Annotated in this window: 28 protein-coding genes, 1 tRNA gene and 1 pseudogene; 13 read left to right on the top strand and 17 right to left on the bottom strand. The window is 60.0% G+C overall.

What is annotated here, in order from left to right:
- Positions 1-6: 6 nt before the first annotated feature.
- From ACTD9P_RS13530 to ACTD9P_RS13495, 8 genes are all read right to left on the bottom strand, one after another.
- On the bottom strand, positions 7-1,023 hold the full coding sequence (locus ACTD9P_RS13530) for an alpha/beta fold hydrolase (protein WP_438868075.1): 1,017 nt from the start codon (positions 1,021-1,023) through the stop codon (positions 7-9).
- A 43-nt stretch (positions 1,024-1,066) separates the two neighbouring features.
- A complete protein-coding gene (locus tag ACTD9P_RS13525) occupies positions 1,067-1,510 on the bottom strand; it encodes a YqaA family protein (RefSeq protein WP_438868074.1) in 444 nt (147 codons plus the stop codon).
- A 3-nt stretch (positions 1,511-1,513) separates the two neighbouring features.
- A complete protein-coding gene (locus tag ACTD9P_RS13520) occupies positions 1,514-1,960 on the bottom strand; it encodes a DUF411 domain-containing protein (protein WP_438868073.1) in 447 nt (148 codons plus the stop codon).
- 113 nt (positions 1,961-2,073) lie between these two features.
- The gene (locus tag ACTD9P_RS13515; RefSeq protein ID WP_438868072.1) at positions 2,074-2,532 is read right to left on the bottom strand and encodes an SRPBCC family protein; all 459 of its coding nucleotides are present in this window, start codon (positions 2,530-2,532) and stop codon (positions 2,074-2,076) included.
- A 90-nt stretch (positions 2,533-2,622) separates the two neighbouring features.
- Positions 2,623-4,617: a methyl-accepting chemotaxis protein gene (locus ACTD9P_RS13510; protein WP_438868071.1), complete on the bottom strand. Its 1,995-nt coding sequence runs from the start codon at positions 4,615-4,617 to the stop codon at positions 2,623-2,625.
- A gap of 206 nt (positions 4,618-4,823) precedes the next feature.
- Positions 4,824-5,711, bottom strand: a complete 888-nt coding sequence (locus tag ACTD9P_RS13505; protein ID WP_438868070.1) for a calcium-binding protein — start codon at positions 5,709-5,711, stop codon at positions 4,824-4,826.
- Positions 5,712-5,871: 160 nt separating this feature from the next.
- On the bottom strand, positions 5,872-7,407 hold the full coding sequence (locus ACTD9P_RS13500; protein ID WP_438868069.1) for a M91 family zinc metallopeptidase: 1,536 nt from the start codon (positions 7,405-7,407) through the stop codon (positions 5,872-5,874).
- Positions 7,408-7,508: 101 nt separating this feature from the next.
- Positions 7,509-8,420: an AraC family transcriptional regulator gene (locus ACTD9P_RS13495; RefSeq protein WP_438868068.1), complete on the bottom strand. Its 912-nt coding sequence runs from the start codon at positions 8,418-8,420 to the stop codon at positions 7,509-7,511.
- Positions 8,421-8,522: 102 nt separating this feature from the next.
- Here ACTD9P_RS13495 and ACTD9P_RS13490 point away from each other — a divergent pair, with 102 nt between their 5' ends.
- From ACTD9P_RS13490 to ACTD9P_RS13470, 5 genes are read left to right on the top strand one after another with little or no spacing between them, the layout of a single operon-like run.
- Positions 8,523-9,083 carry a carboxymuconolactone decarboxylase family protein gene (locus tag ACTD9P_RS13490; protein WP_438868067.1) on the top strand — a complete coding sequence of 187 codons (561 nt, stop codon included), beginning with the start codon at positions 8,523-8,525 and terminating at the stop codon, positions 9,081-9,083.
- A 38-nt stretch (positions 9,084-9,121) separates the two neighbouring features.
- A complete protein-coding gene (locus ACTD9P_RS13485) occupies positions 9,122-10,183 on the top strand; it encodes an acyl-CoA dehydrogenase family protein (RefSeq protein ID WP_438868066.1) in 1,062 nt (353 codons plus the stop codon).
- Entirely contained in the window at positions 10,180-10,983 is an 804-nt protein-coding gene (locus ACTD9P_RS13480; RefSeq protein ID WP_438868065.1) for an ABC transporter ATP-binding protein, read from the top strand. The genes ACTD9P_RS13485 and ACTD9P_RS13480 overlap by 4 nt, the downstream gene beginning before the upstream one ends.
- Positions 10,970-12,169, top strand: a complete 1,200-nt coding sequence (locus ACTD9P_RS13475; protein WP_438868064.1) for an ABC transporter substrate-binding protein — start codon at positions 10,970-10,972, stop codon at positions 12,167-12,169. The genes ACTD9P_RS13480 and ACTD9P_RS13475 overlap by 14 nt, the downstream gene beginning before the upstream one ends.
- Positions 12,170-12,180: 11 nt before the next feature.
- A complete protein-coding gene (locus tag ACTD9P_RS13470) occupies positions 12,181-12,927 on the top strand; it encodes an ABC transporter permease (protein ID WP_438868097.1) in 747 nt (248 codons plus the stop codon).
- Positions 12,928-12,975: 48 nt separating this feature from the next.
- On the opposite strand, the gene ACTD9P_RS13465 is transcribed toward ACTD9P_RS13470, so the two are convergent.
- Complete coding sequence (locus ACTD9P_RS13465; protein ID WP_178112666.1) at positions 12,976-13,113, bottom strand: hypothetical protein; 138 nt, start codon at positions 13,111-13,113, stop codon at positions 12,976-12,978.
- A 172-nt stretch (positions 13,114-13,285) separates the two neighbouring features.
- Between ACTD9P_RS13465 and ACTD9P_RS13460 the strand changes: the two genes are divergently transcribed.
- Positions 13,286-13,480, top strand: a complete 195-nt coding sequence (locus tag ACTD9P_RS13460) for a hypothetical protein (RefSeq protein WP_065931559.1) — start codon at positions 13,286-13,288, stop codon at positions 13,478-13,480.
- Positions 13,481-13,507: 27 nt separating this feature from the next.
- On the opposite strand, the gene ACTD9P_RS13455 is transcribed toward ACTD9P_RS13460, so the two are convergent.
- A complete protein-coding gene (locus ACTD9P_RS13455; protein ID WP_438868063.1) occupies positions 13,508-13,885 on the bottom strand; it encodes a fe2+ zn2+ uptake regulation protein in 378 nt (125 codons plus the stop codon).
- A gap of 237 nt (positions 13,886-14,122) precedes the next feature.
- Between ACTD9P_RS13455 and pvdQ the strand changes: the two genes are divergently transcribed.
- From pvdQ to ACTD9P_RS13440, 3 genes are all read left to right on the top strand, one after another.
- Complete coding sequence (gene pvdQ / locus ACTD9P_RS13450) at positions 14,123-16,402, top strand: bifunctional acylase PvdQ (RefSeq protein ID WP_438868062.1); 2,280 nt, start codon at positions 14,123-14,125, stop codon at positions 16,400-16,402.
- 212 nt (positions 16,403-16,614) lie between these two features.
- A tRNA-Cys gene (locus ACTD9P_RS13445) sits at positions 16,615-16,688 on the top strand.
- An 88-nt stretch (positions 16,689-16,776) separates the two neighbouring features.
- Complete coding sequence (locus ACTD9P_RS13440) at positions 16,777-17,142, top strand: hypothetical protein (RefSeq protein ID WP_438868061.1); 366 nt, start codon at positions 16,777-16,779, stop codon at positions 17,140-17,142.
- Between the two features lie 65 nt (positions 17,143-17,207).
- Here the strand turns inward: ACTD9P_RS13440 and ACTD9P_RS13435 are convergent, their stop codons facing one another.
- A complete protein-coding gene (locus tag ACTD9P_RS13435) occupies positions 17,208-17,459 on the bottom strand; it encodes a DUF6124 family protein (RefSeq protein WP_438868060.1) in 252 nt (83 codons plus the stop codon).
- Positions 17,460-17,687: 228 nt separating this feature from the next.
- On the opposite strand from ACTD9P_RS13435, the gene ACTD9P_RS13430 reads away from it, so the two are divergent.
- Positions 17,688-18,029, top strand: a complete 342-nt coding sequence (locus ACTD9P_RS13430) for a hypothetical protein (protein ID WP_438868059.1) — start codon at positions 17,688-17,690, stop codon at positions 18,027-18,029.
- 214 nt (positions 18,030-18,243) lie between these two features.
- The gene (arr, locus tag ACTD9P_RS13425) at positions 18,244-18,660 is read left to right on the top strand and encodes an NAD(+)--rifampin ADP-ribosyltransferase (protein ID WP_438868058.1); all 417 of its coding nucleotides are present in this window, start codon (positions 18,244-18,246) and stop codon (positions 18,658-18,660) included.
- Positions 18,661-18,860: 200 nt separating this feature from the next.
- On the opposite strand, the gene ACTD9P_RS13420 is transcribed toward arr, so the two are convergent.
- From ACTD9P_RS13420 to ACTD9P_RS13395, 6 genes are read right to left on the bottom strand one after another with little or no spacing between them, the layout of a single operon-like run.
- Positions 18,861-19,094 (bottom strand): helix-hairpin-helix domain-containing protein, encoded by a 234-nt coding sequence (locus ACTD9P_RS13420; protein ID WP_438868057.1) that lies wholly within the window; start codon positions 19,092-19,094, stop codon positions 18,861-18,863.
- A gap of 26 nt (positions 19,095-19,120) precedes the next feature.
- Positions 19,121-19,372, bottom strand: coding sequence for a hypothetical protein (locus tag ACTD9P_RS13415; RefSeq protein ID WP_438868056.1), 252 nt, complete (start codon positions 19,370-19,372; stop codon positions 19,121-19,123).
- Positions 19,373-19,906: a GNAT family N-acetyltransferase gene (locus tag ACTD9P_RS13410; protein ID WP_438868055.1), complete on the bottom strand. Its 534-nt coding sequence runs from the start codon at positions 19,904-19,906 to the stop codon at positions 19,373-19,375.
- Positions 19,907-19,937: 31 nt separating this feature from the next.
- Entirely contained in the window at positions 19,938-21,359 is a 1,422-nt protein-coding gene (locus tag ACTD9P_RS13405) for an efflux transporter outer membrane subunit (RefSeq protein WP_438868054.1), read from the bottom strand.
- Positions 21,356-22,924 (bottom strand): DHA2 family efflux MFS transporter permease subunit, encoded by a 1,569-nt coding sequence (locus ACTD9P_RS13400; RefSeq protein WP_438868053.1) that lies wholly within the window; start codon positions 22,922-22,924, stop codon positions 21,356-21,358. The genes ACTD9P_RS13405 and ACTD9P_RS13400 overlap by 4 nt, the downstream gene beginning before the upstream one ends.
- Entirely contained in the window at positions 22,917-24,026 is a 1,110-nt protein-coding gene (locus ACTD9P_RS13395; RefSeq protein WP_438868052.1) for an HlyD family secretion protein, read from the bottom strand. The genes ACTD9P_RS13400 and ACTD9P_RS13395 overlap by 8 nt, the downstream gene beginning before the upstream one ends.
- A 112-nt stretch (positions 24,027-24,138) precedes the next feature.
- Here ACTD9P_RS13395 and ACTD9P_RS13390 point away from each other — a divergent pair, with 112 nt between their 5' ends.
- The gene (locus ACTD9P_RS13390) at positions 24,139-24,849 is read left to right on the top strand and encodes a CerR family C-terminal domain-containing protein (RefSeq protein ID WP_138452617.1); all 711 of its coding nucleotides are present in this window, start codon (positions 24,139-24,141) and stop codon (positions 24,847-24,849) included.
- A gap of 45 nt (positions 24,850-24,894) precedes the next feature.
- Positions 24,895-25,175, top strand: a pseudogene (locus ACTD9P_RS13385) (DUF1993 family protein).
- Positions 25,176-25,462 lie beyond the last annotated feature (287 nt).

Here is a 25,462-nt window from a genome sequence, read left to right as displayed (position 1 = left end):
GTTGGATTAAAGGGCGTTCAGCCCCTGCAACAGTGCTTTATGAAACTGCGCGGGCTCTTCCATTTGCGGTGCGTGGCCCAGGCCTGGGAACTCCACCAGGGTCGCGTGGGGGATCAGCTTGGCCGCCTGCTTGCCCAGCACGTCGTAGTGACCGAGCCTGGCCTTGACCGCTGGCGGTGCGATGTCACTGCCGATGGCGGTGGTGTCGGACGTACCGATCAACAGCAGCGTGGGCATCTGCAAATCCTTGAACTCGTAGTACACCGGCTGGGTGAAGATCATGTCGTAAATCAGCGCCGAGTTCCATGCGACCTGCGTATGGCCTGGGCCTTTATTCAGGCCGGCAAGCATATCGACCCAGCGTTCGTACTCAGGCTTCCAGCGCCCGACGTAATAGGTGTTGAGCTCATACTGGCGAATGCCGTCGGCACTGAGTTTGAGCTCGCGCTCATACCACTGGTCGACGCTGCGATAGGGCACACCCAGGGCTTTCCAGTCTTCCAGGCCGATGGGGTTGACCAGCCCCAGTTGCTCGGTTTGCGTGGGATACAGCAGTGCATACCGGGTGGCGAGCATACCGCCGGTGGAGTGGCCGATGATTGTGGCCTTCTGAATGCCGAGTTTTTCCAGCAGTTGATGGGTGTTGATCGCCAATTGCTGGAAGCTGTACTGGTAGTGGTCAGGCTTGCTGGACGTGCAAAACCCGATCTGGTCCGGCGCGATCACGCGGTAACCCGCTTCGCTCAAGGCTTTGATCGAGTCTTCCCAGGTGGCGCCACAAAAGTTCTTGCCGTGCATCAGCACCACGCTGCGGCCGTTGGCGGTGCCTTTGGCGGGCACATCCATATACCCCATCTGCAGGGTTTTGCCTTGGGATAGGAAGCTGAAGTGTTCAACCGGATAAGGGTATTGAAAGCCTTGCAGCTCGGGGCCATAGGTAGTGGCGAGGGCGGTAGCGGCGAGGGCCGGCGCGGCACTCGCCGTCAGCAAGCCGGTGATGCAAAAGGCGCGGATTAGAGACATGGCAGGGCTCCGATAGGAATGCCCGGATGCTGTTGCGAGGGGATTAAGTGGGGATTAACACCCAGTGCAAGGTCAGCGCTGCCAGCACGCTATATCGCAGGCTTTTGGCCAGGGTGACCAGCAGCAAAAACCGCCACAGCGGTTCGCGCATCACGCCTGCGACCAGGGTCAGCGGGTCACCAATAATTGGCACCCAACTGAGCAACAACGTCCAGTACCCCCAGCGTTCGTAATGGCGACGGACTTTGTCCAGATGCCTGGGGCTGACCGGAAACCAGCGTCGCTCTTTAAAACGTTCAACCGAAAACCCCAGCCACCAATTGACCAGCGACCCAAGCACATTCCCCAAGGTCGCAATACCCAGCAGCAGCCACAGGCTGTAGTGCCCGCTGAGCAGCAGGCCGACCAGCACGGCTTCCGATTGCAGCGGTAGCAGGGTGGCCGCGCCGAAGGCGGCAAAAAACAGCCCCAGGTAACCGGCGAACATCAATCAGTGGGCCGGGTAATCAGCCACTACCACGTCCTGACCATCGCGCGTCAGGCCAATGACTTGATAGGCCTCGCGGCGCTCACCCATTTCCATGCCGGGCGAACCCATGGGCATGCCAGGTGCGGCAATACCCAGCAGATCATCGCGCTTGCGCAGCGCCAGCACTTGTTCAGCGGGCACATGGCCTTCGACGAACTTGCCGTCAATCACGGCGGTATGGCACGAGCCCAGGCGTGGTGCCACGCCCAGGCGCTGTTTGACGGCGCTCATGTCGGCTTCGACATGGTCGTTGACCTTGAAGCCGTTGGTTTCCAGATGGCTGATCCATTTTTTGCAGCAGCCGCAGTTGGCGTCGCGGTGTACGTCGATAGGGATCAGGTCGGCCGCGTGGGCCAGGGTGGTGGTGAGCAGGGCGCAGAGTAACGCCAGTCGCAAGGGGTTTTTCATGCGGGTCTCGTGGGCAAGAGGATGGCATCGGGAATGTGCGGCGATCATGACCGACGTCATCGCAGGCAAGCCAGCTCCCACAGTGTGATAGGTGAGGGAGTAATGTTTCTAAATTATACGAAGGCCGCGTTTTCCAGCCGGTGCTTGAGCTGGTCCAGCGCAATGCCCGACAGCTCGACCATGCGCTCGTGCAAGGTGGCCAGTTGCAATTCGGTCTCGTAGGTCAGCACACGCTTGAACAAGGTGCCGTTACGATGGGGTTGCAGGAAGTAGTGAATCGAGCCGTCTACCGCCAGGGAGGTGAACACGGTCTTGAATTCACTGGGACGACGGGCGATCTGCACGCGATAGCTCATGGGCACGCGCACGCCCAGCAGGTCGATGATTTCGGTAAAGCGTGTGCCGACCGGCAGTGAACCGCTGGTGCCGGTGTCGGCACTCAGGGAAGTGGGGTGCCACTCGTGCCAGCGATCCGGCTGGGTCACGTAGTCGTAGATGACCTCGATAGGTGCCTGGATGAAGCGCTCCTGACTGATCCGCTCCAAGCGGACCGAATGCTCAGTTGCATGCATGACACACCTCCTGTGTGGCGAGATTTTGTCCTGAGAACTGTCAGAATAGTCCCACTCCCGCGCATTGCACGGGAGTGTCTCAGTAAATTATCAGCGCACCTTGAAGCGGCTCATCAACGCAATCACTCGGCCATTGGCGTCCAGCAGGCTCTGGGTGTTGGTTTGCGTGGCATGGCCGCTTTCTACCAACTCGTCGACCATCTGTCGGATCTGCACCATGCTGCGGTTGATCTCCTCGGTCACCGCGCTTTGCTGCTCGGCGGCCGTGGCGATCTGGGTGCTGAGGTTATTGATATGGCTGACGGAACCGGCCATCTCATCCAGCCCGGTGTTCACCCGCGCCGTGGCATCCGCCGCCGACTGGCAACTGGCCTGGGTGTTTTCCATGGCCGCCACCGACGAACTCACGCCCGTGGTCAGGCGCGCGAGCATCTCGTTGATCTGCGAGGTGCTGGCCTGGGTGCGTGCCGCCAGCGCCCGCACTTCATCGGCCACCACCGCAAAACCACGGCCTTGCTCGCCGGCCCGCGCTGCTTCAATGGCGGCGTTAAGGGCCAGCAGGTTGGTCTGGCCGGCAATCGCGCCGATCACGCCGAGGGTTTCGGTGATGCGTGCAGCGTCCTGGCGCATCGCCTCCACGGTGTGGGTGGCGCTGGCGACTTCGCCAATCAAGGCGCTGACACTGGTGGACGCTTCGCCCACTACCACGCGGGAGCGGTCGGCATGCTCGTTGGCGCGCTGGGTAAACGAAGCGGTTTGCGCCGCGTTTTGCGCCACAGTGTCGGCAGTCGAGCTCATTTCGGTGATGGCGGTAACGGTCTGGTCGGTCTCCGAGGCGTGGCGTACCAGAATCTGGTTGGTATGGGCCGAGGTCTGCTGCAACTGCGCCAGGCTCGACGACATGGCGCCCGTGGCCTGGGTCACCTCACCAATCATGTTCTGCAGGTAGACGATAAAGTGGTTGACTGAATGGCCGATGGCGCCCAGTTCATCCTCGGCGCGAATAGTGATGCGCCGCGTCAGGTCGGCGTCGCCGGCTGACAATGCATCAATATTGGTTTTCAGTGACTTCATGCGCTGCACCAGTTGGCGGATCGCATAAGCGGCCAACAGCACCAGCAGCAACACCATGGGGATTTGCAGCAGGGCCAGGCTGCCGAGCACGTCATCACGTTGGGCGGTGATCAACGAGGTGGGCAGGGCGGTGGCGAGGAACCACGGCGTGCCCTCGATCGGGCGCAAGTAGAAGGTGCTGGCCACGCCTTGGTTGTCGAACTCGGTGCGCACAAGCACCTGGTCGCGATGGGCCAGGGCTTTACTCACCTGGGCGGCAAACGCCGAGGTGCCGGCCAGTTCGCTGATGTTCTTTAACACCACCGGGCCACTGATGCGTGAACTGTTGCTGATGATCTTGCCGTCGCCTTCGACGATCAGCATCTGGCCGCCGATGTCTTTTTCCTTGCTGGCCACCAATTCATTGAAGAACCCCAGGGTCACGTCAATGGTGGCCACGCCATACGCCGCGCCGTCACGCTCGATGGCCATGGCGCAGTTGGTGCGCGGCTCCTGGCTGGCGTCGTCCTTGTAGGCCGCCGCCCAGGCGCACTGGCCGCGTGGCGAGGCGAGGCCGCCTTTGTACCAGCTCTGGTCGTAGTAGTTGGGTGCGGCGTCGCTGTTCCAGAACGTATTGACCGCCAGCTTGCCCGAGGCATCGCGGTGCCAGAAGGTGCTGAACTTGTTGCGCCCTGGCGCGCGCTGGTTGGGCAGCGGCCAGATACCGCCGCCGAAGACTTTCAGCTCGCCATACTGGTCCACCAGGCCGGGCAGCACCTTGTCGATGGCGTCGCTGTCGAGCAGGGGAATGGTTTGGGTGATGCTGCGTTGCTGGGCCTGAACCTTGTTCAGTTCGCCCTTGATGCGTTCAGCCACTTCGGCGACGCGGTTGAGCACCACCTGCTCTTCGGTATGGCGCAGCGTGGGGGCCACCAACTGGCCGATACCGACGACGGTCAACACCAATATCAGCAGGACGAACAACACCAGAAACAGGGTATAGCGGGTTTGGATGGAGCGCAGTGGGGGCATGGGGTCGTCCTTACGAAGCGTTATTGTCGACGCGGCTTTGTTAGAGCTTCGTAGGGCTATCGGCTTGGCGAGGAGGAGCTTTAGGTGCGATGGTGCGAAGTTGTCGGGTTGGCGGCGACCTTGTTGGCGTTCGTTGCGCAAGGTCGCCTGTTCGCAAAACGTGCTGCCGGGTTACCTGTTGCCCGCTTTGCCCTGTTTCACTTCAGTCAAGGGTGAGGAAGGGGGTCGGTGCCAACCGCCAGGGGCATGAATGAAAATTCGTTTTCGCTGCGGCTATCCTGGACGCGGTCGGAACCTCCACCGTTGTAGCGGGTTGTGCGGTCATTCACAAACAGTTGGTTATTACCGTTGCCACCGTTCAGATGATTTTTGCCGTCAGTGGCATAGAGCACGTCGTTGCCGTCACCACCGAACATCAAATTTTCTGAGTCCTTAGCGCCGGTCTTGCTATAGATGCGGTCGTTGCCATTATTGCCGAACATGACGCTGGTGCCGTAGCCGCCCACGATCAGGTCGTCGCCGTCGTCCCCTTGCGCATAGCCGTAGCCGCGCCCCAACCACAGTTCATCGTTGCCACCTCCACCATAGAGTGCGCTGGGGCCTCCACCCGCCTTGAGGATGTCGTTGCCTTCGCCACCGTGAATTTCCACGACGTGCATGACGTCATCATCAATGCTGACCTTGTCGTCGCCACCGTTGGTCTTGATCAAAAGGCTCGGCTGCGGGCCTTGTTGTGCTTGGGCGTCGAGCACATACGACCTGCCATTGACGAGGAACTGCAACTTGTCTCCAGGCCAACTGCGCACCTGAATCTTGTCGGCATCATTGCCGCTTTCAACTATTAGCCGATTGGACACAATCCTGGGTTTTTCGGAACCCACGGTGCTCCAGGTGATTTCCCGGCTGAAGGTCACATCGCCTTTTTTGAGCAGTTCATGTGTTCTAGCGGCTTTTGCGCCTGGCGCCAGGTCAGACGGTGGGTCGTAGGGTGAACGTGCAGGTTTGACTGGCTCGACGCTGGGTACCAGGTGACGCACGGTTGCTGGAGCGTAAGCGTAGGGAGAGAGCATGCTGATGTCCTTCTCGATGACCAACGTAGAAAACCTGACTGCATGTCAGGGCTTCTCTTACGTGGACGCTCGATGCGCAAGCGTTCCTGGCAGCCGCGCAGAGCTTGCGACTGGATATGTCGCTCGCGCCTGGATGGCTCAAGCGTTACCTGGCCTATGTGCGGTGACGCTCGAACGCACAGGGTCAGACCAGGTAGCTCTTGCGCAAAGGCCGACCCATTTCACGGTGCATGCCATTTTCCGTGAAGTGTTCGGGGTTGATGGTGGTGGGCGGGGTAGACGGGTCGTTGTCGAAGTCAAAAGGCTGCGCGGTGCTGCCCGGTAAGCCGACGACCTGAAACTCAACGTTTTTGACTGTGTCTTTGAACGCAGGATCGTACGCCGACCGCTCCGAGGTTTTACCGGGTAGGTTTGTCCCGGTCGCGCCGTTGTAGGCATGCCCGATTTCATGCACCAAACCAACGACTGGCGGGATAAACAGGAGGCCTCTCTCATCGCCTGAAACTGTCGGATCGTAATACACCACCCCCGCGTCGGCACGTGAGCCGGGCCTGTTATGGGTGATCACGCCGCTTCTAGGGTCCTCAGCGCTTATGTTCAGCTCACCGGCGCGCTGAGCTCTGCCCAGTTCGCGGCTGCGAAACAAGTAGTGGCTTCCGTCGGTCGACTCCTGGATCTCAACCTTGCCCCCGGCCTTCAGCGCTTCCTTGTCCATGTCTCTGAGTATCTTTTGCCCATTGGGCGAGCTGCGCAGGAATTCGAAGTCGTCATCGACCCGTTGTTTGAATTCGGGACGACCACTGACTTTGAAACCTTCATTTCCCGCGAAGCTTGGTTTTACCTCGACAAATTTTGAGCCCTGAGACCGGTCGTAGGCGTCTCCAGCTTTTGCATAAATAAGATCGCCAGGTCGGTTGTTCCAGATCCGATCTCGGCCTTTACCCGTGTAAAAGGTCGTACGATCTGTTCCCAGCAGGTGATCGTCACCCTTGCCGCCGTGAAGGACAGAATGCCCGCTGCCGGCGTACAGGTGGTCGTCGCCGTTGCCGCCATCAACATAGCTTTGCTTGCCAGCCGGCCCTATACCGGCATAGAGGTGATCCTTGCCGTTGCCACCGTAAATGACCGTATTGCCGGTTCCGCCGACGATCAAGTCGTCACCGTCATTGCCTTCGGCGTAGCCTGTTCCCGAGCCCAGCCAAAGCTTGTCGTCACCTGCACCGCCCAGTGCACTGGTCCTGCCTGCCCCGGCGATAAAGGTGTCATCCCCATCACCGCCTTCAAACGTGACGGGGTTATCGACTGTAGGGCTGATGGTCAGATGGTCATGACCGCCATTGGTTTTGATATGTAACTCAATGGGCTCACCGTTTTTACCCTTGGCGTCGAACCGGTAAGACTTACCATTGATCTGCACCTGCAAACTTCCATCAGGGTTATTGCCGACATGGAGCGTGTCGGCGGCATTACCGGTTTCCAGTGTCAGGGTGACGCGCTCGATTTTAGGCGGTTGGGCATATATGTCCCATTTGGCCTGCTGGGTGATTTTTACGTAGCCATCATTGAGTAATGTCTCGGCTTTGGTTCGAGTTCGGCCAGTACCTGGGGCGTAAAAATCCGGAGCGTTATAAATGGATTCCCGTGGGGCAGGAGCTGGTGTGGGGTGTGTGTCAGCGCGATTGCCAGGCTGCGGGGCGTAAGCGAGCGAGCTAGGAGTCATAGTTCTAATGCCAGTGAGTCATGGACTCGCTGTGTGGAATTAACCCGCAACACAGTTCCATTTCTTACAGCCGATGGTAAGCAAGCCGACATTCGTGTTTGCTAATTCTGCCATTGACCTTTGCGATAAGCCCCAGGCTGCTGGCCGGTGGTCTTGTGGAACGCGCGAGTGAATGCCGCCACCGATTGGTAGCCCACCGCCAGCGACACATCGGCAACGGTCATGTCTTCTTTGAACAGGCGGCACGCATGGCGCATGCGCATCATCAACAGCACGTGCCCCGGCGATTGCCCGCACAGCTCGCTGAAGCGCTTGAAAAATGCCGAGCGCGACAAGCCGGTGCAGGCCGCCATGCTTTCCAGGGTCCATGGGTCTGCCGGGCGTGCGATCAATTGCTCGAGCAGTTCGGCGAACGCCGGTTGGCGGCCCAGCGCTGCCAAACCGCCCAGTTCGGTGTTATCGATGACTTGCTGACGCAGCACATACAGAAACAATAAATGGCACAAGCGCTCGAGCAATGCCGAGGAGGGCGCGGGTACGCGCTCACATTCCTGCAAAATCAATTCGAAGAGATTGCGCGCGGCGGTCAGCGAAGGGTCGCCGGCGCGCAGGATAATCCAGGCGGGCAAGCTGTCGACGATCATCGCCGACAAACCGGAATGGAAGTGAAAAAAGCCGCAGACCAGGCCGACGCCATCCTCGGCGCTGCTATCCAGTGCCTGCATTGGTCGGCGCGGGCATTCCTGTGCGCCCTGCGCCGTCGCTTCACCAGACAACCGATACTCAAGGTCACGCAGCAGAAACACCGCATCACCATTATTCAGGTGTTGGGGCAGGGGTTCACCGTCAATATGCAACCAGCATTGGCCCTGCACAACCAGGTGGAAGCTCGCGCTGGCCAGCCCATGGGTGCTGGCATGCCAGGCACCGCAATAGCGGCCCACGTGGAACAGGCTGGTGTTGAGTTCGAGGCTGTCTAATAACCAATCAACGAGCGCACTGGACGAATTCATCTAACGTAAAGACTCTAGAGCAAGTAATCGCTACTTTAGCCTATTGAGGCGTTTTTTTATAACCAACAGACTTAGGTGATGAACCCATCAGGAGACCACTCCATGTCCCGTGTACCGTTGCTCACCCCCGAAACCGCCCCGGATGCGGCCAAGCCCTTCCTGGAAAATGCCCTCAAAGGCTCGGGTTTCATCCCTAACTTGCTCGCCGTGTTGGCCAATGCACCGGCGGCGCTGGAAACCTACATCACCGTGTCCGGGCTCAACGCCAAGTCTGAGCTGAGCCTGGCCGACCGCGAAGTGGTGCAGTTGATTGCCGCCACCACCCACGGCTGCGATTTCTGCGTGGCCGGCCACACCGCTGTCGCGCGCAATAAAGCCAAGCTGCCCGAAGACGTGATTGACGCCCTGCGCCAGCGTGGTGAATTGCCCAACGCTCGTTATGAGACACTCGCTGCGTTCACCCGTGAAGTGATCGCCACCCGTGGTGATGTCAGCGACGCGGGTTTTGAAGCGTTCCGCGCCGCCGGTTATACCGATGGCCAGGCGTTGGAAGTTATTTTGGGCGTCAGCCTGGCAACCCTGTGCAACTTCGCTAACGTGTTTGCCCGTACCCCGCTGAACCCGGAGCTGGCGCAATACCGTTGGGAAAAACCGGCAAGCTGAATCGGCGATGGTCCACCTGCTGTAAAAAGGAGAAACGAATGCTTGACCCAATCTTGAGCCGTTGGCTCGATGTTCAAGCGCAGGCCCTGGATGTGGGCAGTTGCGATCCACAGGAAGTGCTGCCAAGGCTGGCAGAGTCGAATGTATTAAGTATTGGAGTACCCAAAGCGCTGGGCGGCCTGGGCGGTGATGTGACCGGCGCAGTAGAAGCCATTGCCAATGTCGCCAGCCATTCCCTGGCGGCGGCATTTGTGTGTTGGGGCCAGCGCTCTTTTATCGAATATTTGCTGCAGAGCCCCAATGAGCGGCTGCGCGAGCAACTGTTGCCGGACCTGCTCAGGGGCAAGCTGGCCGGGGCCACCGGGCTGTCGAACGCGATGAAGTTTTTGTCCGGCATCGAGACCCTGCAAATCAGCGCGGAGCCGACCGAAGACGGTTGGACCCTTAATGGCCGCCTGCACTGGGTGACCAACCTGCGCAAGAACGGTTTTGTTGCGGCCGCGGCGATCGAGCATGCCGGCGGCGGCGCGCCGTTTATCCTGGCCATCCCGGATTCGGTCGCAGGGCTGCAGCGCTCGCGTGACCTGGAACTGATGGGCCTGCAATCGAGCAACACCGCAGCCCTCGGTCTGGAAGGCGTGGAGCTGAGCCGCGACTGGTTGCTGCATGAAGATGCACGCAAGTTCCTGCCGGCCGTACGCCCGGCGTTTCTGGGGTTGCAATGTGGCATGTCCATCGGCCTGGCGCGGCGCTCCCTGGCGGAGGTGGCCAACCACTTGGGCTCATCACGCACGGTGTTGCGTGACGAGCTGGAAGCCTTGCGAGCGACCCTGGATCACCTGGTCACAGAACTCAAAAGTGGCCTGTTGGCCGGGCGTTTTGCCGTCGAGCCGGTGCCTTTGTTCAAACTGCGTATCGCCTTGGCGGAAACGGCCGCCAGCGCGGTGCAGCTCGAACTGCAAGCCAGCGGCGGCAAGGCCTACCTCACCGCCCATGGCAGTGGCTTTGCACGGCGCTGGCGCGAGTCGGCCTTTGTGCCGATCGTGACGCCAAGCCTGGTGCAACTGCGCACCGAGCTGCACCGTCAGGCCAATCTATGAGCCAGGCGGTAATGCACGCCCAGGGTATTTGCCTGGGCTATGCCAGCGGGCCGGTGTTGCAAGGGTTTGACTTGCAGCTGCAAGCGGGCGAAGTGGTGTCGATCCTCGGCCCCAGCGGCGTGGGCAAGTCCAGCCTGCTGCGCGTGCTGGCCGGTTTGCAAGCGCCCCAGGGCGGCAGCGTGCAGGTGCTGGGCGAGCCGCTGGCCGGGCCGCATCCACGGGTCGCAGTGGCGTTTCAAGACCCCAGCCTGTTGCCCTGGCTGAACCTGGAAAAGAACGTCGCCTTTGGCCTGGATTTCGCCCGTCAGCCGCACTTGAGCCCTGACGAGCGCCGCCAGCGCGTCGACCACGCCATTGCGGCGGTCGGCCTGGAACATGCGCGTCAGCAATTCCCTGCGCAGTTGTCCGGCGGCATGGCCCAGCGCACCGCGTTGGCCCGCTGCCTGGCCCGCCAGCCACAAGTGCTGCTGCTGGATGAACCGTTCGGCGCGCTGGATGAAGTCACCCGCGCCGACATGCAGCACCTGCTGCTCAAGGTCAACCGTGAGCAAGGGTCGGCGGCGGTATTGATCACCCACGACATTGATGAAGCGCTGCTGCTGTCCGACCGCATCCTGCTATTGGGCAACCGCCCGGCGCGGACCTTGGGCGAATGGCACATCGATCTGCCACAACCGCGCGAAGAGCAGGTTGAAGCCATCGGCGCGTTGCGCATCGAGATTCTGAAAACCTTACGGCAGGTGAGCCGCCCTCAACCCCACCCCATTGACCAACAGGAGTTTTCACATGTGTCTGGATGACCTTACGCACTCGCGCCGTGACTTTCTCAAACTCTCGGCGGTGCTCAGTGCCGCCGGTGCCTTGCCGTTACTCAGCAGCCTGCAAGCCCGCGCCGCCAATGAACCGGATGCGCCGGTGCGTATCGGCTATCTGCCGATCACCGACGCCACGCCCTTGCTCGTCGCGCATAACAACGGCTTGTTCGAGGCCGAAGGCATCAAGGCCGAACGCCCGGTGCTGTTGCGCAGTTGGGCGCAGGTGATCGAGGCGTTTATTTCCGGGCAGGTCAACGTGATTCACTTGCTGTCGCCGATGACGGTATGGGCGCGCTACGGCAGCAAGGTGCCGGCCAAAGTCGTGGCCTGGAACCATGTCGGCGGTTCGGGCCTGACGGTTTCGCCGGGCATTACCGAGGTGAAGCAACTGGGCGGCAAGTCGGTGGCGATTCCGTTCTGGTACTCGATCCACAACGTAGTGGTGCAGCAACTGTTCCGCGACAACGGGCTGACGCCGGTGGCGCGTGCTGCCGGTGCTGCGATAGCCGCCAATGAGGTCAACCTGATTGTGTTGCCGCCTTCGGACATGCCGCCTGCATTGGCGAGCAAGCGCATCGACGGCTATATCGTCGCCGAGCCGTTCAACGCCCTCGCGGAAAACCTCAAGGTCGGTCGTGTGCAGCGCTTTACCGGCGATGTGTGGCGCAATCATGCGTGCTGCGTGGTGTTCATGCACGAGCATGACCTGACCAACCGCCCGGAGTGGTCGCAGAAGGTGGTCAATGCCATCGTCAAGGCGCAGGTGTGGACCCGTGATAACCGCGAAGAGGCGGTGAAGCTGCTGTCCAAGGACGGCCCGAACCGCTATACACCGCACGCCGAGCCGGTGTTGAGCAAGGTGCTGGCCCCGGCCGCCGCCGACCGTGCCGCGTACCTGGCTGACGGCGCGATCCAGCATGCCAACTGGGACGAGCATCGCATCGACTTCCAGCCGTACCCATTTCCCAGCTACACCGAGGAATTGGTCCGGCGCTTGAAGGACACTTTGATCGAAGGCGACAAGAAATTCCTCGCTGACCTGGACCCAACGTTCGTGGCCAAGGACCTGGTGGACGACCGCTTCGTGCGCAATGCCATCGAATCCGTGGGCGGCATGAAAACCTTCGGCTTGCCCGACGGTTACGCACGGCACGAGGAGATCGGCGTTTGAACAGCGGCAGAATCCCTGGCTGGTGGCTGGGGCTGAGTGGTTTGGCCAGCTTGCTGTTGCTGTGGTGGCTGGGCGTAAAAGTGTTTGGCGACGCCGATGGTTTGTCGGCGCGCTTCTCGCTCGCAGCAACCGCCAGCAGCTTGTGGGAATTGCTTGGGCGCAGCGAGCTGTATCTGCACATCGCGGTGAGCCTGAAACGCATATTCGTTGGGCTGTTTCTGGCGCTGTTGGTGGGTGTGCCGTTGGGGCTGCTGGTGGGCAGTTCGCGCAACCTGGAAGCGGCTACCACACCGGCGTTCCAGTTTCTGCGGATGATTTCGCCACTGTCCTGGATGCCCATCGTGGTGATGTTGATGGGCGTGGGCGACCAGCCCATCTACTTCCTGCTGGCGTTTGCCGCAGTGTGGCCGATCATGCTCAACACCGCCGCTGGCGTACGCCAGTTGGACCCGCGTTGGTTGCAGTTGAGCAAAAGCCTGAGTGCCACGCGTTGGGAAAACCTGCGACGGGTGATCATCCCTGGCGTGGTCGGGCATGTGCTGACCGGCGTGCGCCTGGCCATCGGCATTTTGTGGATCGTGCTGGTGCCGTGCGAGATGCTCGGGGTGAGCGCGGGGCTGGGGTATTACATCCTCGACACCCGTGACCGCCTGGCGTATTCGGAGTTGATGGCGATGGTGGTGGTGATCGGCTTGCTGGGGTTTGCGCTGGATGCGTTTGCGCGGTGGTTGCATCAGCGTTGGGTGCATGCCGGCTGAACGGCGAACATCTCGCTTTCCGTCCTGGAAAGCGAGAGGCGCCTGGTATCAGCGGTGCTCGTAGCCAGGGCCGCCATCGTAGCGATGGTCGTGCCAGCCGCCACCGCCGCCGCGAGGGAAAAAGAAGCAGCCGCTCATGGTCAACATGATCAGCAATGGAATCAGCAGTGTGATTCGACGGAGCATTTTTACATCCTCTAGAGTACCGACAGGTTCAATCAGGCGCGGAACAAGCCAAAATTTCTCAGCGCCTGTAACATATGACCCTGCCGAACCGGTGCCATCCCCGTAACCGGGTATGTGCTTGGCATGCTCGGCGATACAAAGTGGATACATTCTTAAGCTTCAGGAACCCGTCATGACCCAAAAGCAACGTTTGAAATATTCGATTCTGATCGCCCTGGCAGTACTGGCGTCGATGTTTGGCCTGTCTTATCTGCAAAACACCGGCGTGATCAGCGAAAAAACGTTCCAGTACCTGGCGATTGCGATTGCCGTGGTGGTAGTGGTGATCAACGGCATCATGCGTCGCAAGGTCAAGCCTCACTTCTGATGCCTGCTAGCGCGCCGGGTGAAAGCGTCAGGCGCGACTGTCGAGCACTTTGGCAGCCTCTGCATGGAGGCTGTAGCTTTTATCGGCATTGAGGGTGATCACGCCCTCGCTGCACAGGCGCTTTAGCACCTCGCGCACGCTGAGAAACGACAACGGAATGCCCAGATCGAGCAAATGGCTGTGCACGCCGCGCACGCCCAATGTGCGCTGGTTGTCGGCGGCGGTGAGCAGCGCGTCGATGACCTTCAGCCGGATCAGGCTGGTGCGCAAACCGAAGCACTTGAGCAAATGGCGGATACGCTGGTTGCCGTGCTCCGGCGCTTTGCCGAACGCTTGTGCGCCACCGTCGTAATTGGCGTCGGCAGCCGATGAATGTCCATCCGTGGGCGGTTGCGGGTTGTACATGCAAAAACTCCTTATCAGAGCCTGATCAGGAAAATGATGGCGCTCTTATTGAATAAGACGAACGAGCGAGCGAAATCATGAAGTCCCGGATGTAGAAATTTTGTCGGTATCCGCTATGACACACGTCAGCCACCTTTAAAAAACACGCGCTGCGGCTAAATTATTCCCGGTTGCCTGCGTTCTTACGGTGGGGTCGTTGCCCCTTGTAAGGGTGTTCAATTTGACTGTGGAGTTTGCGTGATTATTTCCAACCGGTTGTCCAAGGCGTGCGTCGCAGGGCTGTTGCTGGGGCTGAGCCTGAATGCTTCAGCGCGTGAACAGGTGACACAGGCTTCAGCCGATATTCGCCGCACCACCTTCGGCGTGCCGCACATCCGCGCCAATGATGAGCGTGGCCTGGGCTACGGCATTGGTTACGCGTACGCGCAAGACAACCTGTGCCTGCTGGCCAATGAAGTGGTCACGGTGAACGGCGAGCGCGCGCGGTTTTTCGGCCCGGACCAGGCGACCCTCGAAGAGCGCAACAACCTCGCCAGTGATGTGTTTTTCAACTGGCTGAATACGCCCCTGGCGGTTGCCGCATTCTGGAAGGCGCAAACCCCACAGATGCAGCAGCGCATCGAAGGCTATGTCGCCGGCTACAACCGTTATCTGAAAGAGCAGGGCGCACCGACCCAGTGTCACGCCGCGTGGGTGCGCCCGCTGGTAGTGCAAGACCTGGTCAAGCTGACGCGCAGGCTGCTGGTGGAAGGCGGTGTCGGCCAATTCGCCGAAGCTCTGGTCGGTGCCACGCCGCCGCAAGCCACTGCCGATGTGCAACCGAGCGTCAAAGCCTTTGCGCTGGCCGCAGCCAATCAACAACGCTTCAACCTTGACCGTGGCAGCAACGCCGTGGCCGTGGGTCGTGATCGTTCGTTTAATGGCCGTGGCATGCTGCTGGCCAATCCGCATTTTCCGTGGGTCGGTGGCATGCGTTTTTATGAAATGCACCTGACCATCCCGGGCCAACTGGACGTGATGGGCGCAGCACTGCCGGGCTTGCCGGTGATCAATATCGGCTTTAACCAGCACGTGGCCTGGACCCACACGGTGGACACGTCCAAGCATTTCACGCTGTATCGGCTGACCCTCGATCCCAAGGATTCCACGCGTTATCTGCTGGATGGGAAATCCATCGCTATGGAGCATCGTGCGGTGAAGGTCCAAGTCAAACAACCCGATGGCAGCCTCAAAGAGGTCACTCATACGGTCTACAGTTCGCAATTCGGCCCGGTGGTGCAATGGCCCGGCAAACTCGACTGGGACAGTCACTACGCCTTCAGCCTGCGCGACGCCAACCTGGGTAACGACCGCGTGCTGCAACAGTGGTACGCGATGAACCGCGCCAGCAGCCTTAAAGAACTGCAAACCTCGGTGCACACCCTGCAAGGCATACCGTGGGTCAATACCGTGGCCGCCGACGACCAGGGCCAAAGCCTGTACATGAACCTGTCGGTGGTGCCCAACGTCAGCGCCGCCAAACTGGCGCAATGCAGCGACCCACGCGCCGGCCTGCAAATGATCATGCTCGACGGCGCCCACAGCGCCTGCGCCTGGGAAGTTGACCCGCGTGCGGCGCAGCCGGGCATCTTTGCTGCCGACCAGTTGCCGCAACTGCAACGCAGCGACTATGTGCAACACTCCAACGACTCGGCGTGGCTGGCCAACCCCAAGGCACCACTCACGGGTTTTTCTCCAGTGATCAGTCAGGACCACATCGGCCTCGGCCCGCGCGCACGTTTCGCCGTGCAACGCCTGCAATCCCTGGAGAAGCAACCGATCAGCGTGGCCGACCTGCAAAACATGGTCATGGACAACGAGGTGTACCTCGCTGGCCAGGTCATGCCGGATCTGCTTGAGTTCTGCGCCAAGCATCTGGGCACCGACGCCGCCGCGCTGCAATCGTTGTGTACCAGCCTGAAAGCCTGGGACCAGCACGCCAACCTCGACAGCGGCATCGGCCTGGTGCATTTCATTAACCTGGTCGAACACCTGCAACAAATCCCCGACGCCTGGCGCGTTGCCTTCGACCCGGCGCAGCCGTTGACCACACCCCGTGGCCTGGCCATCGACCGCGAAGATGTCGCCAAAGCCCTGCGCGAAGCCATGCTGGCCTCCAGTGAAGAGGTCAGTAAACTCAAGGCCACCCGCTGGGGCGACATCCAGGTCAGCGGCCAAACCCCCATGCACGGCGGCCCGCAACAACTGGGCATCTACAACGTCATGCAAACCGTGCCCCGCGCCGACGGCAAACGCGAAGTCGTCAGCGGCACCAGCTACCTGCAAATCGTTACCTTCGACGACAAAGGCCCACAGGCACTGGGCGTGCTGGCCCTCTCCGAATCCAGCAACCCCGCATCCAAACACGCCAAGGACCAGACCCAAGCCTTCTCCGAGAAAAAGCTGCGCCCGCTGCCCTTCACCGAAGCCCAGATCAAGGCCGACCCGCACTATCAGCAGCAGCGCATCCAGGAGTAGGGCAGGCCCGCAACCCCTTGATGGCAATACGAAATATTTTTGAAATCAAGGGGTTGCAGGCAAAAGCAAATGCGTACATAATGGCGCCCATCGAACGCAACGAAGCTTTTAAAACTTCAATGTATTCAATGAGTTAGAGTAGAGGCAGGGTTTTATAGCCCACTCAAGTTTTTATGCGGTGAATGTCAGTAGTCAGGGCGTTGATCGTTTGAGGCCGAGTAGCAAAATGGTTATGCAGCGGATTGCAAATCCGCCTACGCCGGTTCGATTCCGACCTCGGCCTCCACTCTTGAAAACCCCGTAGATTAACGTCTACGGGGTTTTTTATTGGGCGCAGGAAAGTCTGGTTGTGGTTCGGCTTAAGGAGAATAATTATGGAGATTCATCGAAAGGGTTCCAATGGAAACGATTTTTGGGCCCGAATTCAAAAGAGAAAATCAAAAGCTAAGCCATTTGCATTGTCGTCAGGGCTAATGAGCCGCGGCACGACAATTCGTGGGCCTGCTATCCACCTTCTACACAAACGGTGCAAGATTTCCGATACCAGTGAATGTGACTACCTTGTCGAACTGGACTTCTCGGAAATTGCTGGTTTGATTGATTTCCTTTCTGGAGAAGGGCTGGAGCAATTTGGTGATCCCTTGTCGCTCGCGCTTTCGCAGTCAGTCCGCTCACTTAACCGCTTGATGGCTGCCGCAAGTGGAGTGCGCTTAGATCTGAAAGAACCGGATGAAGAATAAGGTAGGGCCAGACTACTTTTCTAAAAGCTAAACGAGTGGTATGGCCCGCCGGTCCCTTTAATCAATCATGTGCGCAAAACTGGACTTGATTCCTCCAGTGCAGCATTTACAAGAAGCCCCGCGCTCTGAATTAGCTGGGCCAACCCGAATAGTTGGAGGCTCTGTGATCCGCTTGAAGAGAACGCCTGCTCATTAGCGGTAGCCAGTGCTGACTCAAGAAGTTCACTTGCATTCACAAGCGCTTCCTCTTGACTTAAGCCGGGCCTCACGATGAGTGCGCTATTGGTGAACTTGTTATCGATTGAGTTTGTTTTCATCAGTAGTGCTCCATAGAACAATACTCAGACAATTCAGGTTGCGACGCCCGGTCACAGTACTTACTGCGACGGCAAATCCTAACCAAGTCACTTCCTATGGCTCAACCTCGTCAGGTTGTGGGAAATCTCCGAGATCAAGCAGAGCAGCTTAGCGCCGTTGAAAAATTGAAATTGTAAAGCAAGCTGGCGAGGTGCCATGTACCCTCATGCCTTTCCTGGGGGATAACAATGAAAATATGGCTAATGGTTTTAGTCACGGCGATGCTCACGGCCTGCGCCGACAGCGGTCCTATAAAAGTGGGACCTGACACCTACACCATCTCAACGCGGGTTCCCCTTGGCGGGCCAGCCTCGGCGAAAGGCCAGGCGCTGAAAGAAGCGAACCTGTTTTGTGAGTCTCAGGGCCGGGAAATTCTTCTGGACCATATGCAGTCAAGCGAATGCGCCTTGCACGGCGGCTGCGGGGAGGCGGAGATATTCTTCTTCTGCCTGGCCAAGGGCGATCCGCAATTAAAACGCCAAAAGTACAGCCCCGATCCCACGCAAAAAATAGAAATCGACCAGCGCTGATGCTCTGCTGCCGAGAGAAGGGGCGGACCTATGTTCAGTGACATGAATCCATCCCTTTCTTTTATTAAGCCGTTACCGCCATAGCAACCGGAGCGTACAGTGCTTGGCGTTCCAGAAGGCTCAGCAACAGCGCCATCACTGTTTTGGCTTCTCCATTTCATCCATTTTTTGTGTTATTACCCCCATCTCCCTTCCTCCAAGGATCACCCAGCCCATGTCCACTACTGCCGGCGTATTCACCCGCCAGTTCTTCCACGGCACCCGGGCTGACCTGGAGCCAGGCGACACCATTTGCGTCGGCTACCCCTCCAACTTCACAACGGACAAACCGCTGTCCTGGGTCTATTTTGCGGGCACGTTGGACGCTGCAATCTGGGGCGCGGAACCGGCGCTGGGCGAGGGGGCAGAGCGGATTTATGTGGTAGAGCCCACCGGGCCGATCGTGGACGACCCCAACGTGACGGATAAGAAATTTGCCGGCAACCCCACGCAGTCCTATCGCTCGCTGGAGCCGCTGCGAGTGGTGGCTGAGGTGACGAAGTGGCAGGGGCATGCGCCTGAGCGGCTGCAGCAGATGAAGGACAACCTAGCCCGTTTGAAGGCGGAAGGTCGCGATGTGATTATCGATTGATTGAGTGGCCTTGTGGTGAGCGGGCTTGGCCCGGTGCAAGCCAATTCAGGCGACGTGATGTGTCAGTTAGAGGGAGCTGGGGCTGCTTCGCAGCCCAACGCAGGGCAAGCCTGCTCGCCACAGTTACGTTGTTCGCCTTAAATTGATGGGTGATGGTCATAAAAACGTTCAGCATTCCGGCTGTGGTTTACACCTTTTTTTCAGGCTTTTTGTGCGAGCGCCACAGCTGCTGTAATGGCCGCCCGCGCCTGGGGGCTGTTTTTCCAGCAGGTCGACCCGACTGCTGCCGATGCTTGCGCCAGAATGTCACCCACGTCCGACTTTCCAAGCACTTCCAATGAGTCAATGCCCAACTGCTCCAGCCGTGTAATCACGGTGGGGCCTACGCCCTTAAGGGCCCGCAAAGCGGTTCTTTCTTCCAATGAAAACGGCATGTATAAATTCCTTTTTTTGTTACTCGCTAGGCTTCAGCGCGGACAATCCGTTGCGCCTTCACTTCTTCGGCGTATACGCCAAGCTTTGCCTGTTGCGCAGCCAGTAGTTCGCACATTTTCATCAGCGCCACCGCTTCATCGGGTGTTCTGCCGTTCGCGGCCATCGCTGTCAGCTCAACCACCGACCAGCCGATAACTGCCTGTGCATCGTCAAGGTCGTAAAACAATTCTTGTTGCGCGGTTCTGGGCCCGTCGAGGCCCTCTATCAGTTCGGCCATTTATCGCTGCGCCTGCTGTTTTGGTTGAAGTCCCATGACGACCATCCCGATGTCGGCAAGGTCCGTGCTGAAGGGGATTTCGCCAATGCGCCGAAACCCGAATGCCTCATAAAAGCCCTGTGCATTGGCATTGGTTTTAAGTACATCCAGCCACAACAACTGTTCACCACGTCGCGCCACTTCATCGCGAACAAACCACAACAGTTGCTTGCCGTAACCCAACCCGGCGGCGGATTTTAGCAAGTAGATTTTCTGCAGCTCCGCGCCCACTTCACCAGTTAACGGCGCAGGCACTGCCCAATTCACTTTGGCAAACCCGACGGCGTTGCCTTGTTCATCGCGAGCAATGAACCACGTATGCCTGCTTGGCAACTCGAGCGACTGGCGCAGCGCACTGGATGAAAAATCCTGCTCAAGAAAACCGTGCATACCGGCAGTCGACCATAGCGTCGAAAAATGCTCGCGGTAGGTCTGGCCACCGACCTCGCGCAGCGTATCAATATCGGCGGTTGTCGCTTTACGAATGGAGATCATGTTCTTCCTTGGTTTATGCGTGTAGCACCCTTCACAGCGTCCAGCCTAACCCAAGCGCCTTGTGCAAGGACGCAAAATCCTTCAGCAGTTCAGCGTCGCCGGAAATCCGGCTCTCTTGCGCCTGGTAGCGCGTGCGCTCGGCATCCAGCCAATCGAGGGTGCTCGCCGTGCCCGCGCGATAACGCTGGCGGGTCAGGTCGGCGGCGCGTACTGCCGAAGATTCCACATTACGCAGCAGCATCACATTCTGACGCTGATGCCCATAGCGTGCCAAGGCCACATCCGCGTCGCGCAATGCACTCAACACCACGCTCTTGTACTGCGCCAGCGCTTCATCGCGCCCGGCCTCGGCGCCTTTGACGCTGGCGGCTACGCGGCCGAAGTCGAGGGCGTTCCAGGTGATGCGCGGCAGGATCAGCCAGGTGCCGCTGTCTTTGCGCGCAAGGTGGCCGGGGTCGCTGGCCGAGAAGGAGAGGTCGCCGGTGAGGCTGAGCTTGGGGAACCAGTCGGCATTTTTTTCGCCGATCTGTGCGTTGCTGGAGGCCAGTTTACGCTCGGCCATGCGGATATCCGGACGCGCCTTCAGCACCGCCGCCGGGTCGGCCAGCGGCACGGCGCTGGGTAGGGCGGGCAGGGCGCGGGCACTGGCGAGTTGGCCATCCAGTTCGCCGGGCTCCAGGCCGCAGAGCAGGCCGAGTTGGTCGAGGGATTCGACGATGGCGGCTTGCAGTGGCAGGCGCTGGGCCTGGGTGTTTTCGGCTTGGGTGATGACTTGTTCAAGTTGCAGTTGCGAGGCCACGCCGCGCTCGCGGCGCTGCTGGGTGAGGTCCAGGGCCTGGTTTTCGATGTCGACGCTGGAGTCCACCAGTGCCAGGCGTGCTTGCTGGTCGCGCAGGTCGGTGTAGGCCTGGACGATTTCGGCGGCCAGTTGCACCTGGGCATCGGCCAGTTGCGCCTGGGACGCGTCGGCTTCGGCTTGCGCGGCTTCGACGGCGCGGCGGGTGCCACCGAACAGGTCGGCTTCCCAGCTGGCATCGAAACCGGCGAGGTAGAGGTTCAGCGGGCCGCGGCCGCCGCCACTGTTGCCGCCCAATGCGGAGGTGTCGGGCGAGCGCAGTTTGAGCATTGCGGCATCACCGCTGACCTTGGGCATCGCGTTGGCCTGCGCACCGCTGAGGCTGGCGCGCGATTGCTGCAAACGGGCCCGGGCGGTAGCGATGTCCGGGCTGTTTTGCAGGGCTTTTTCCACCAGCTCGTTGAGCTGCGCGTCGCCCAGCGTGCGCCACCATTGCGCGACAGCGGGTGCGCCTGGGGAGGTGTTATCGGCATGCGGCAGGCGTCCGGCCGCCAGGGTTTTAGGCGCGACGTTGGGAGCGCCCTGGTAGTCGTGGCCGACTGTGCAGGCGGACAGCAGCGCAACGCTGAGCAGAAGAGGAAGCTTGCGAGGGATCATCGGGTTACCGTGCGCTTTTTCAGAATGAAGATCAGGGGCAGGCACGCCAGCATCGCCAGTCCCAGTAGATAAAACGAGTCGTTGTAGGCCATGACCGAGGCTTGCAGCGCAATGTCGTTGGCCAGTTGCGCAAAGGCTTGCAGCTGTGAGGTGGACGCATCACCGGTTTGCGCCAGGTAGCTGGCGGTGCTGCTGGCCATATGGTCCTGGGCCAGTTGGCTGTTGGCCTGGATGCCTTCACGCAGCATGTCGTCGTGAAAGTGGCTGCGCCGGTCCATCAACACGCCGAGCAGGGCCAGGCCGATGGTGCCGCCCAGGTTGCGCGACATGTTGTACAGCCCGGCGGCGTCCCCGGCCTCGTGGGTTTGCACCGAGCGCATGGATAATTGGCTTAGAGGCATCATCACCAGAATCTGCCCGAAGCCGCGTAGCAACTGCGACCAGATAAAGTCATGGCCAACGCTGTCGGTGGTGAGCGTGGTGTCGACGTAGCAGCTGGCCCAGTACAACAACAGCCCGGCGCCGACCATCCAACGCAGGTCGTAACGGCCCAGCATTCTCGGCAGAATCGGCATCAACAGAAACGCCGGGATCCCCGACAACAGCATGATCGCTCCCGATTGCTGGGCGTTGTAGCCGGACAAAATGCCCAGGAACTGCGGCACCAGGTACGCCGTGCCATAGATCCCGGCACCGACGGCGGTACCGATCAACAGCACGCTGCCAAAGCTTTTGTTGAGCACCAGTTGCAGGCGCAGGATCGGTGTTGTTGAGCGCACTTGCCCCACGGCAATCAGGAAGAACCCGGTGACGGTGGCGATGCTCAGCCAGATGATCAGCAGCGAATCAAACCAGTGCTCGCGCTGGCCTTCTTCGAGCACCACGGTCAGCGAACTCAGGCCCATGGCCAGGCCGAGGATGCCCAGCCAGTCGGCGCTGATAAAGCGTTGCAGGTTCATGCGCTCGGTTGGCAGGCCGGTGATCAGCAAGGTGATCAGCGCGATGCTGATGGGCAGGTTGAGAAAGAAACACCAGCGCCAGTTGATGTTTTCCGTGAGCCAGCCGCCGATCACCGGGCCCAGCAACGGGCCGAGAATCACGGTCATGCCGAACATCGTGGTGCCGATTGCCAGTTGGTGCGGGGGCAGGCGCGTGCGCACGATGGTCTGCGCGGTGGGGATCATGGCGCCGCCGGCAAAGCCCTGGCCGATGCGCCCGGCGATCATCGCGCCGAGGCTGGATGACAAGCCGCAGAACATCGAAAACGCGGTGAACATCAACGCTGTGCCGATCAGAAAGCGGCGCAGGCCGAATACCCGCGTCAGCCATGCGGCGAGCGGGATCATGACGATCTCCGACATCAGGTAGCCGGTGGCGATCCACGTGCCTTCGGTGCCGGTTGCGCCGATCTGGCCCTGGATCTGCGGCAGCGCCGAGTTGGTGATCGACACGTCCAGCGTCGCCAGCAAGGCGCCCAATGCCCCGGCAGCCACGGCGATCCAGTCGGTCAGCGAGGCGTTGCGCGGTTTTTCGGCGACGGCCTCAGCCATCAGTGCCTCAGCCATGGTTGGCATCCGCAGCGTGGGTGCGCGTGTCGACTTCGACGGTGGCCGATAGGCCCGGCATCAACGAGGCGCGAATATCATCGGGTACATCAAGGGCAATCCTCACCGGCACACGCTGCACGATCTTGGTGAAGTTGCCGGTGGCATTCGAGGGCGGCAGCAAGGCGAACTGCGCGCCGGTGCCGGGCGACAGGCTGTCGATATGCCCCTGCAGGTTGCGGCCGGGCAGTGCATCCACGTGTACCGTGACGGCCTGGCCGGGGCGCATCTCGCCGATCTGGGTTTCCTTGTAATTGGCGGTCAGGTAGATCGCGCTGATCGGCACCACCGTCAGTAAGCGCGTGCCAGGCTGCACGTACTGGCCGACGCGCACACCACGGTCGGCGACCCGACCCTCCAGCGGGCTGCGGATCACCGCATCATCCACATCCAACTGGCTCTGGGCTTCGCTGGCCTTGGCCACGCCGAGTTGCGCCTGGGCCTGTTTGAGTTGGGCTTGCAGGGTGCCGTAGCGGGTTTCGCTGGAGCGCAGCGCAGCCTGTTTGGCCGCCACGGTGCTGCGCGCCTGCGCCAGTTGGTTGTTGAGTTGCGCCAGACGTTCTTCTGGCTCGGCGCCGGAGCGGGCCAGCGGCGCATAGCGGGCCACTTCGGTTTGTGCGTGTTGTGCGTCGGCCTGGGCACCTTGCAGTTGGGCGCGGGCTTCGGCGATGGTCGAGTCTTGTTGCACCAGGTCGGCCTGGGCTTTGGCGTAGTCGGCATTGCGCGCGGCAATCGTCGCCGAGGCTTCGTCGCTCACTGCCTGGTATTTGCGTGCATCCAGGCGCACCAGCACGTCACCGCGCTTGACGTTCTGGTTGTCGCTGACCAGCACCTCGGCCACATAGCCGTTGATCTTGGGCGCCACGCTGATGCTGTCGGCCTGCAGGTACGCGTCGTCGGTGGTCTCGACAAAGCGCCCGTTCAGCCACCACCACGCGGCCCAGCCAAGGCCGCCCAGCAGCGCGAGGGTGGCGATACCCAGGAGAATGCGGCGCGCTTTGCTGCGCTGGCCATTCACGGTGTCTTCAGGAACGACCTGAGGGGAGGGTGTTGCTGCGGACATCGGGTCATTCCTGTTTGTGAGAGTTGGTTTTATATCGGTTGGAATAAATTCTATTTTTCGCCAATTTTTGTCAACTGGTATATTTTGTTCAGGTATTCGAAAGGAGCTGCACATGGCACGACATAAACCTGCCGCCGAAGGTGGTTACCAGCGCGGTGAAGAAACCCGCGCACGTATTGTCGAGGCGGCGGTCGAGGTGTTTGGCGAGCGCGGCTATGACCGCGCGTCCACCCGTGACATTGCTACGGCGGCCGGGGTTAATGCGCCCGCGATCCAGTACTACTTCGATGGCAAGGAAGGCGTGTATCTGGAGTGTGTCGAGCATTTGATCACGCTGCTGTGGCGCAAGATGTCGCCGTGCGTGGAAGCCGCCGAGGCCGCGCTGGCCGATGCCAAGGCGAGCGATAAAACCTTGATCGATGTCTCGCTGGGCATTCTTGGTACTGTGGTTTCGACCATCCAGGACAGCCCCCAGACCACAATCTGGCGCGCATTTATGGATCGCCATCAGGCCGGCCTGTGCCCGCAAAGTGCGACCACCGCCTTTGAAGACCGCTTCAAGGCACGCATTGGTCGGGTCATACGCCAACTGATCGCGCGCCTTTCCGGCTTTGCCGTGGAGGACGAGCGCACGGTGATTCACTCCATGGCGCTGTTCACCCAGGGCTTGGCGTTTCGGGTGCAGAAGCCCAAGTTGCTGGAAGCGCTGAAGTGGACCGAGGTGAATCAGAAGGAGATGGAGGCGGTGCGCGATGTGGTGCTGATGCAGGCACGGTTTACGCTGGAAGGGTTGGCCAGGCAGCGGGATGTGCGCCCGGCTTGATCCCGTTTTCAATTCAGAACTTTCAACCTGGAACAAGGACGTACTATGTCGGTTTACACCATTACTATTCCCTGCTTTGCGCAGATGCTTAACACGCTCAAAGGTCTGCTGGCCAAGGGTGAGGCTCGGGCAGAGGACTCAATCACCCTAGAGCTTCCCGGCGGCATCGCCTTCGAGATGACCGGCAATGAGTACGCGGTTAATTGGGCCACGCCGCAGTTCTATTTCACTTGATGACGGCCTACAGCATCCTGCGTCATAACGGTGTGCCGCTGGGCAAGGCTGATTATGTGCCGCATAGGTTTGCGTATCTGCGCAAGGGCTAATTATTCAGCGAGTGGCAGCACTGTTGCTTTGCTGTGGGGGTGGGCTTGCGCGCGATAGCCCTGGGCATCTACACAAATATTAGCGACTGGGGTGTTGGGGTGTTTTATCTTGGGGGGCATATTCGTTATTCGGGTAACGGCGGCCTGAAAGCCGACCTGAGTGGTTGAAGCAAAAGCCAGATCAAGTGCAAAGCAAAAGCCTATCTACCTGATGCAACACGGTCTAAATGTGGGAGCGGGCTTGCTCGCGAATGCGGTGGGTCAGTCAATTCCTCTGTCACTGACCC

Origin of the sequence: Pseudomonas onubensis, assembly GCF_965653655.1 — a bacterium.
Lineage (GTDB): Bacteria > Pseudomonadota > Gammaproteobacteria > Pseudomonadales > Pseudomonadaceae > Aquipseudomonas.
The sequence above is the reverse complement of the archived record's forward strand: the minus strand, read 5'-3'. Positions and strand labels throughout refer to the sequence as shown.

Excerpts from the sequence above, each read along its gene's own strand:
- ACTD9P_RS13530 (WP_438868075.1), bottom strand. The coding sequence starts at position 1,023 with ATGTCTCTAATCCGCGCCTTTTGCATCACCGGCTTGCTGACGGCGAGT.
- ACTD9P_RS13525 (WP_438868074.1), bottom strand. The coding sequence starts at position 1,510 with ATGTTCGCCGGTTACCTGGGGCTGTTTTTTGCCGCCTTCGGCGCGGCC.
- ACTD9P_RS13520 (WP_438868073.1), bottom strand. The coding sequence starts at position 1,960 with ATGAAAAACCCCTTGCGACTGGCGTTACTCTGCGCCCTGCTCACCACC.
- ACTD9P_RS13515 (WP_438868072.1), bottom strand. The coding sequence starts at position 2,532 with ATGCATGCAACTGAGCATTCGGTCCGCTTGGAGCGGATCAGTCAGGAG.
- ACTD9P_RS13510 (WP_438868071.1), bottom strand. The coding sequence starts at position 4,617 with ATGCCCCCACTGCGCTCCATCCAAACCCGCTATACCCTGTTTCTGGTG.
- ACTD9P_RS13500 (WP_438868069.1), bottom strand. The coding sequence starts at position 7,407 with ATGACTCCTAGCTCGCTCGCTTACGCCCCGCAGCCTGGCAATCGCGCT.
- ACTD9P_RS13495 (WP_438868068.1), bottom strand. The coding sequence starts at position 8,420 with ATGAATTCGTCCAGTGCGCTCGTTGATTGGTTATTAGACAGCCTCGAA.
- ACTD9P_RS13490 (WP_438868067.1), top strand. The coding sequence starts at position 8,523 with ATGTCCCGTGTACCGTTGCTCACCCCCGAAACCGCCCCGGATGCGGCC.
- ACTD9P_RS13485 (WP_438868066.1), top strand. The coding sequence starts at position 9,122 with ATGCTTGACCCAATCTTGAGCCGTTGGCTCGATGTTCAAGCGCAGGCC.
- ACTD9P_RS13480 (WP_438868065.1), top strand. The coding sequence starts at position 10,180 with ATGAGCCAGGCGGTAATGCACGCCCAGGGTATTTGCCTGGGCTATGCC.
- ACTD9P_RS13475 (WP_438868064.1), top strand. The coding sequence starts at position 10,970 with ATGTGTCTGGATGACCTTACGCACTCGCGCCGTGACTTTCTCAAACTC.
- ACTD9P_RS13465 (WP_178112666.1), bottom strand. The coding sequence starts at position 13,113 with ATGCTCCGTCGAATCACACTGCTGATTCCATTGCTGATCATGTTGACC.
- ACTD9P_RS13460 (WP_065931559.1), top strand. The coding sequence starts at position 13,286 with ATGACCCAAAAGCAACGTTTGAAATATTCGATTCTGATCGCCCTGGCA.
- ACTD9P_RS13455 (WP_438868063.1), bottom strand. The coding sequence starts at position 13,885 with ATGTACAACCCGCAACCGCCCACGGATGGACATTCATCGGCTGCCGAC.
- ACTD9P_RS13440 (WP_438868061.1), top strand. The coding sequence starts at position 16,777 with ATGGAGATTCATCGAAAGGGTTCCAATGGAAACGATTTTTGGGCCCGA.
- ACTD9P_RS13435 (WP_438868060.1), bottom strand. The coding sequence starts at position 17,459 with ATGAAAACAAACTCAATCGATAACAAGTTCACCAATAGCGCACTCATC.
- ACTD9P_RS13430 (WP_438868059.1), top strand. The coding sequence starts at position 17,688 with ATGAAAATATGGCTAATGGTTTTAGTCACGGCGATGCTCACGGCCTGC.
- arr (WP_438868058.1), top strand. The coding sequence starts at position 18,244 with ATGTCCACTACTGCCGGCGTATTCACCCGCCAGTTCTTCCACGGCACC.
- ACTD9P_RS13420 (WP_438868057.1), bottom strand. The coding sequence starts at position 19,094 with ATGCCGTTTTCATTGGAAGAAAGAACCGCTTTGCGGGCCCTTAAGGGC.
- ACTD9P_RS13415 (WP_438868056.1), bottom strand. The coding sequence starts at position 19,372 with ATGGCCGAACTGATAGAGGGCCTCGACGGGCCCAGAACCGCGCAACAA.
- ACTD9P_RS13410 (WP_438868055.1), bottom strand. The coding sequence starts at position 19,906 with ATGATCTCCATTCGTAAAGCGACAACCGCCGATATTGATACGCTGCGC.
- ACTD9P_RS13405 (WP_438868054.1), bottom strand. The coding sequence starts at position 21,359 with ATGATCCCTCGCAAGCTTCCTCTTCTGCTCAGCGTTGCGCTGCTGTCC.
- ACTD9P_RS13400 (WP_438868053.1), bottom strand. The coding sequence starts at position 22,924 with ATGGCTGAGGCACTGATGGCTGAGGCCGTCGCCGAAAAACCGCGCAAC.
- ACTD9P_RS13395 (WP_438868052.1), bottom strand. The coding sequence starts at position 24,026 with ATGTCCGCAGCAACACCCTCCCCTCAGGTCGTTCCTGAAGACACCGTG.
- ACTD9P_RS13390 (WP_138452617.1), top strand. The coding sequence starts at position 24,139 with ATGGCACGACATAAACCTGCCGCCGAAGGTGGTTACCAGCGCGGTGAA.